Annotated in this window: 9 protein-coding genes; 6 read left to right on the top strand and 3 right to left on the bottom strand. The window is 64.7% G+C overall.

All coding sequences use genetic code 11. The features are described 5' to 3' along the window. On the bottom strand, nt 1-368 hold a 368-nt coding region (locus ACESMD_RS04415; RefSeq protein WP_372610706.1), incomplete at its 3' end, for a GAF domain-containing protein. A 168-nt stretch (nt 369-536) separates the two neighbouring features. On the opposite strand from ACESMD_RS04415, the gene ACESMD_RS04410 reads away from it, so the two are divergent. The 4 genes from ACESMD_RS04410 (at nt 537) to ACESMD_RS04395 (ending at nt 4,119) form a co-directional block, all read left to right on the top strand. Then, nucleotides 537-1,055: a DUF542 domain-containing protein gene (locus ACESMD_RS04410; protein ID WP_372610704.1), complete on the top strand. Its 519-nt coding sequence runs from the start codon at nt 537-539 to the stop codon at nt 1,053-1,055. A gap of 60 nt (nt 1,056-1,115) precedes the next feature. After that, nucleotides 1,116-1,817, top strand: coding sequence for a hemerythrin domain-containing protein (locus tag ACESMD_RS04405; protein ID WP_372610702.1), 702 nt, complete (start codon nt 1,116-1,118; stop codon nt 1,815-1,817). A 374-nt stretch (nt 1,818-2,191) separates the two neighbouring features. Further along, nucleotides 2,192-3,187, top strand: coding sequence for a peptidase U32 family protein (locus ACESMD_RS04400; RefSeq protein WP_372610700.1), 996 nt, complete (start codon nt 2,192-2,194; stop codon nt 3,185-3,187). Between the two features lie 8 nt (nt 3,188-3,195). Then, nucleotides 3,196-4,119, top strand: a complete 924-nt coding sequence (locus ACESMD_RS04395; RefSeq protein WP_372610698.1) for a U32 family peptidase — start codon at nt 3,196-3,198, stop codon at nt 4,117-4,119. A gap of 99 nt (nt 4,120-4,218) precedes the next feature. Here ACESMD_RS04395 and ACESMD_RS04390 read toward each other — a convergent pair whose 3' ends face one another. Beyond that, nucleotides 4,219-4,719, bottom strand: coding sequence for an SCP2 domain-containing protein (locus tag ACESMD_RS04390; protein ID WP_372610696.1), 501 nt, complete (start codon nt 4,717-4,719; stop codon nt 4,219-4,221). Nucleotides 4,720-4,978: 259 nt separating this feature from the next. After that, the gene (locus ACESMD_RS04385; RefSeq protein WP_372610694.1) at nt 4,979-5,272 is read right to left on the bottom strand and encodes a hypothetical protein; all 294 of its coding nucleotides are present in this window, start codon (nt 5,270-5,272) and stop codon (nt 4,979-4,981) included. 151 nt (nt 5,273-5,423) lie between these two features. Here ACESMD_RS04385 and ACESMD_RS04380 point away from each other — a divergent pair, with 151 nt between their 5' ends. Next, the gene (locus ACESMD_RS04380; RefSeq protein ID WP_372610692.1) at nt 5,424-5,621 is read left to right on the top strand and encodes a hexameric tyrosine-coordinated heme protein; all 198 of its coding nucleotides are present in this window, start codon (nt 5,424-5,426) and stop codon (nt 5,619-5,621) included. Nucleotides 5,622-5,765: 144 nt separating this feature from the next. Then, nucleotides 5,766-6,551 (top strand): cbb3-type cytochrome c oxidase subunit I (locus tag ACESMD_RS04375; RefSeq protein WP_372610690.1); only part of this gene is annotated, 786 nt, incomplete at its 3' end.

The raw sequence follows: 6,551 nt of genomic DNA, 5'->3' as shown, positions 1-6,551 counted from the left end.
CCCCAGGGCTCGCCCTCCACATGCAGGCTGATGCCCATGCAGTCGTGGACGTGCAGCGGCTGGCCGGGCTGCTGTTCCACAAGGCCATCGTAGGGGTCCGGCAGGCTGGCATCCGGCGGGAAGAGGGTGCTGCGTCGGCTGGCAAGGATGGTGGTGAGGCGCGGATGCTGGGCCACCTCGAAGCGCCGCCCCAGCGCTTCGCGCACCAGGCCGTCCACGGCCACCGGCACCAGGGCACTCTCCTCCAGGCGCAGCAGGCAGACGGCCCCGCAGCGAAAGCCCTCGCGCAGGGTGCGCACCAGGCGCTGCAGGCGCACCGCGCTGGGCAGATCGGCGACCAGGTCCGCCAGCAGGGTCTCGTCGAGCATGGTGATATTCACCTTGAAGGATTTTATCTACCCTATTCTATCCGGGTATTTTTCACCATCAAACCGCCAAGGCCGCTGAAGTCGTGCTCTCGAGAACTGGCACGCCGCTTGCTACATGAGAGTACCACTCATCTCAGCCACTCATCCCACTATGAAGGAATTCCTGCCATGAGCCTGATCGAACAGACCGTCGGCCGCACCGCTCTGACCCTGCCCGGCGCCACCCGGGTGTTCCGCGACCACAACATCAACTTCTGCTGTGGCGGGCGAATCAGCCTGCGCGAGGCCGCCGAGCGCGTCGGCCTGTCACCCCAGGCGCTGGCCGCCGAGCTCGAGGCGCTGCCGGCCGGCGAGCGCGACACCTGCCCCAATGGCCTGGCCGACCTGCTCACCCTGCTCTACCAGGAGATGGAGAGCCACATGCAGAAGGAGGAGCAGATCCTCTTCCCGATGCTGCGCCGGAGCATGGGCGCCCAGGCCCAAGGCCCCATTGCGGTGATGCGCCACGAGCACGACGATCACGGCGAGCACCTCGAGCAGCTGGTGGCGCTGACCGACGACATCACCCCGCCCAAGGGCGCCTGCACCACCTGGCGCGCCCTCTATACCGGGCTGCGTGAGTTCCGCGACGACCTTATGCAGCATATTCACCTGGAGAACAACCTGCTCTTCGAACGCGCCGGCTGAGCCATAGGCGCATCCAACCGCATCGCGTCGCCATGCCGGCGGCGCGTCAGGGAGGCCACCATGAAAGCCATCGTTCTGGAACGCCTGCATGCCGACCACCATCGCTATGCGGCGCTGCTCTGCATCCTCGACCGCCAGCTGCATATCGCGGCCTGCGATGAGCTCCCCGACTACCGACTGCTGGCCAGACTGTGCCACTACCTGACCCACCAGCCCGAGGAGTGGCACCACCCGGTGGAGGACGTCCTCTTCGCCCACCTGGCCGGCTGCCATGCGCAGAGCGCAGAGCTGCTGGCGGTGCTCACCGAGGAGCACCGGCGGATCACCCGCTATGGAAACGAGCTCGAGGAAGCGATCCGCCGCCAGGCCGAAGAAGCGCCACAGACCGAGCTCGACTCCAACCGACTCAACCTGGCTCGAGCCTTCAGCGAGCTCTACCACCATCACCTGCATAGCGAGAACCACCACGTCTATCCGCTCATCGAGCGCTGTATCCCTGCCGCCGAGCTGGATGAGATGTCGCCCCGCATCCCACTCTCGTGCCCTCCCGAAGGTAGCCCCGGCTTCCAGTGGCTCTACCGACAGGTCGCCGACCACCACACCGGGCTGCGCCTGGGCCACGGCGAACAGGCCGACTTCTGCCCACTTTGCAACACCAGGCCCGCCCACTCTTTGATCCGGCAATCAAATGGATCCACAGCATCAGCCCCCATGGGCATCACCCATGGGGGCCACGCCCGTGCCCGGCTGGCACGACGCTAACCAGGGCTCCCTGGGTGGGCTGATCCTAAACGCCTCGGGGCTCAGCCGTGGCGACCTCCGGCGAGGCTGCAGGGAAGCGGTCGTAGAACGCCGAAAAGAAGCCCTGTCCACCGACTTCACGGCTCAGAATGCGTCCATAGCTCTCATCGAAGAGTCGCTCGATATCCACGGCTACCCCCGTATGGTGCTCTTACGCCAAGACTAGGTGAGGCTCTGCCATCAGTCGTCATCCGGCGATCCGGGCGTGCGGATTACCTGACGTGAGTCATGGAATCCCTTGCCGCGAACTATTCTGCCTTGTCATGACTCTGGTCAAACGCTGCGCCCCGAGTCTCGACTAGAATGGTCGGGTTTTCATCGAGAGGAGTCTCGCCATGGAGCTCGTCTGCCCCGCCGGCAACCTGCCCGCCCTGAAGCGTGCCGTGGACAAAGGCGCCGATGCCGTCTACTTCGGCTTCCAGAACACCACCAACGCTCGCCAGTTCGCCGGTCTCAACTTCACCGACAGGCGCGCTCGGGAGGGCATCGACTACGCCCACGCCCGCGGCAAGCGGGTGTTCTGCGCCATCAACACCTACCCGCAGCCGGACGGCTGGGACATGTGGACCCGCGCCGTGGATCAGGCCGCCGATCTCGGCGTCGACGCCCTGATCATGGCCGACATGGGGCTGCTCGACTACGCCGCCCGCCGCCATCCGGACCTCGCCCGCCACCTCTCGGTGCAGGGCTCGGCCACCAGCCATGAGGCACTACGCTTCTATCACGAGCAGTTCGGCATCAGGCGGGCCGTGCTGCCCCGTGTGCTCTCCATCACCCAGGTGCGCGACCTGGCCAGGCAGACCCCGGTGGAGCTCGAGGTGTTCGCCTTCGGCAGCCTGTGCATCATGGCCGAGGGGCGATGCTATCTCTCGTCGTATCTCACCGGCGAGTCGCCCAATACCCGCGGGGTCTGCTCGCCGGCGGCCCATGTGCGCTGGGAGGAGACCCCCGAGGGGCTCGAGTCACGCCTCAACGGCGTGCTGATCGACCGCTACGCCGAGGGCGAGCGCGCCGGTTACCCGACCCTGTGCAAGGGACGCTTCGAGGTGGACGGCGAGACCTACCACGCCATCGAGGAGCCCACTAGCCTCAATACCCTGGAGCTGTTGCCCGAGCTTAAGGAACTGGGCATCAGCGCAGTGAAGATCGAGGGCCGCCAGCGCAGCCCCGCCTACGTGTCGAAGGTGGCCGGCATCTGGCGCCAGGCACTGGATCGTGTCGACCGGGCCCCCGGGCACTTCCACCCGGACCCCGCCTGGATGGCCGGCCTCGACGAGCTCTCCGAGGGCGCCACCACCACTCTGGGCGCCTACGAGCGCCGCTGGAAATAGGAGATCCCATGTCGACTTCCACCCCTCTGCAGCTCTCCCTGGGCCCGGTGCTTTTCTACTGGACCCGCGAGCGCTACGCCGACTTCTACCGCGAGGCCGCCGACTGGCCCGTCGAGATCGTTACTCTGGGCGAGTCGGTCTGCTCGCGGCGCCGCGACATGAAGCTCGACGACTGGCTGGGCATCGGCCGCGAGCTGACCCAGAGCGGTAAGCAGGTGGTGCTGGCGAGCCAGACGCTGATCGAATCCGAGGCCGACCTGCGTGACCTGCGCAAGCTGTGCGACAACGGCGAATTCACCGTCGAGGCCAATGACCAGAGTGCGGTGCAACGGCTCGCCGCCGCCGGCCTGCCCTTCATCGCCGGTGCGACACTCAACCTCTATAACCCGGCCACACTGGCCGTGCTGGCCCGCAACGGCATGCAGCGCTGGCAGGCGCCGGTAGAGATGTCCCGGGACGATCTCACCCGGCTGCTCGACGACTGCGCCGCCCAGGGCCTCGATCAGCCCTGCGAGGTGTTCGCCTACGGCCACCTGCCGCTGGCCTGGTCATCGCGCTGCTTCACCGCACGCCGCCACCATAAGCCCAAGGACCACTGCCGATTCGTCTGTCAGCAGTATCCGCAGGGCCTGGCGCTGCGCACTCAAGATACGTCTCGCGAGGTGTTTACCCTCAACGGCATCCAGACCCTCTCGGGTGCCTGCCAGGACCTGCGCCACGAGATCCCGGGCATGGCCGAGATAGGCGTCGGGATCGCCCGGCTGAGCCCGCGGCCCGAGGGCATGACCGAGGTGGTCACCGCCTTCGATGCGGCCCGGAGCGGTGCGCTTCCCGCCCCCGACCCGCTGGCGCTGGTGGAAGCCGAGATCTGCGACGGCTATTGGCATGGACGGCCCGGCATGGACAACAGTCGGATCAACTGGCGGGCCTGACACTCTCCAGCCATACGGCCGTCCCCCTCGCCTCATCCCTTACCAGGGCCTCGATGGCACCGGAGATGAACGGCATGGCAACCACGGCGGGATAAACCCTCAGGGATGACGCTCGACGAAGCGCTCGAAATGCGACAACCACTCGCCCAGACGGCCCTGGGCCAGTCCTTCCTCGCGGCCATCGAGCAGGTTCTTGACCATCAGGCCCAGCTCGGTGTCACCTTCTATCGACAGGCGACGCTGGAAGAAGAGGCTATCCGGGTCCTCGTGACGAGTCGCAAGGCACAGGAATTCCCGCCAACCTCCCCGAATGCTTGCCTCTCCCGGTGCATTGCTGAGCATGACCTGCCTGTCCACGAGGCCGAGGGTCAGGGTCATGCCCAGGTCCTCGACCACCAGAGTGATGCGGCGTCCCTGCAGGGCATCGAACTCGCCCTCCTCGAGGGGCACGGCGAAGGTTCGGTTGAGCAACGGCTCGACCAAAAGACGCTTGATCGAGAGCGGGACCCGGGCGTCGAGGAGACGCAACAGACGTGTCGGAGCGGGAGGACGAGTCATCGAGGTCATGGCCGAAGACAAGGGAAGAGGAGGTAAGGACATGGCAAACACTCTTGGCAAGCACGAGACGGAATCTACGAACAGTGCATTCTGGCACGGTGGCGGATGACGGCATTGACCTGCATCAAACCGATGCCACTTCCATGACGGCCGATGTCCGCTGCCACTGCGATGTCCTCCGATGAGGCAGCCAGATTCGCCACGGGGCCGCGCGATGCGACCCCGTGACGTAACGGTCACTCACACTCGACTCAACCGCACTTCGACCGCGCCGAGCCACGCGACTGATTTGGCCCCAAGGCTAATGCGACCCTTTTCGGCTCACGCGCAGACGACAGCGCGTGAGGTGTGCGTATTCCGGCGAACGTGACCGTTCATTCCGGCGATCGCCAAGAAAGCGCCACGCTTCGGGCAGATTGGGTCGGGTGCCGGTGGCGATGATCACGGCCTCGGCCTGAATACGCTCACCATTGACCTCCAGGGTGGTGGGATCGAGCAAGCGCGGCCGTCCATGGAGGCTACGCTCGCCCAGGGAGTCGACGGTGCCGATCGGCCCGGCAACGAAGCGATCGCGCAGGGTGCGCACGTGCGCCATGACCGCCGGCAGATCCATCCGCAGCGTTTCGACGTTACGAAGCCAGATGACATGAGTATAAGGCTTCGCCTTCACAATCCAACTTGCACCACCTGAATCTCGTGCTACATTTTAAACATGCAAAAAGAATACTTCTAATAATTCACCACCGTTGCATAACGCTACCGGTGCGCTCGGCGAGTGTATCGACGTCGCGGGCGTCGGCACCACCCAGCCGGACGTCGACGTGCGCAAGGTGTTACGCGGCGCCTACGCCCACGACCCAGATAGCCTGATCGCCGCGACTCAGGTGATCGTCATCCACTTCCAGACCGTGGCCGCGGCCAACGATTACTGGCAGGAGGACTAGCGAGGAGCGCCAGGGACGGCGGCCTCCGCGATATAGCGCCTTTTGCATCTGAATCGGTCCACGGCTTGACGCATACGGGCTTCAGCATAGGAAGCTCAAGAAGCATTTGAAAACCCTCTTACCATCGGTTTAACGAGGTGTCAGATGGCCAATCCCGCCTCCCTGTTACCGGCGAGCCGCTCAGCGATCGTCACCAAGACGGCGGTTGACGTCGCTGCAGACCGCGATACGGAAGCAACACGCCTCATCTACGTCTATCTTGGTTGCGCGACCTTCTGGCTGTTAGTGGGGACGCTGGTCGGCGCCTACCTGGGCCTCAAGTTCGCCATGCCGGACGTCGATCATGTCTCTTGGCTGTCCTATGGCCGCTTGCGCCCGGTGCACACCAATACCGTGTTCTGGGGCTGGGCCTCACTGGCGATGATCGCTTTGGCCCTGTATGTGGTGCCCAAGACCAGCCGCCGGCGCCTGCATAGTCTACCGCTGGCCTGGGTGAGCCTGGGTCTGATCAATGCCGCCGTGCTGGTGGGCGATCTGCTCCTCATGTCCGGCATCAACAACGGCGGCCAGGAATATCGCGAGTATATCTGGCCGGTGCAGGGCACCTTCGCCCTGGGCGTGATACTGGTGACCTACAACATGATCCGCACCATCGCGGGACGTGCCATCGAAGAGATCTACATCTCCAACTGGTACATCATGGGGGGCTTCCTGTGGACGGTGGCCTTGATGGTGATCGCCTACGTGCCTTTCTACCAGCAGACCGGGATCAGCGAGACCGTGATTCAGGGCTTCTACATGCACATGGGCGTGGGCATGTGGTTCACACCCATGGTGCTGGGGCTGACCTACTATTTCCTGCCTAAGCTGCTCAACAAGCCGATCTACTCCTATTCCCTCGGGGTGCTGGCGTTCTGGACCCAGATGCTG

Source organism: Halomonas sp. (genome assembly GCF_041689495.1).
GTDB lineage: Bacteria > Pseudomonadota > Gammaproteobacteria > Pseudomonadales > Halomonadaceae > Halomonas.
Note: the sequence above shows the minus strand (reverse complement) of the source record. Positions and strands in the feature narration are given on the sequence as shown.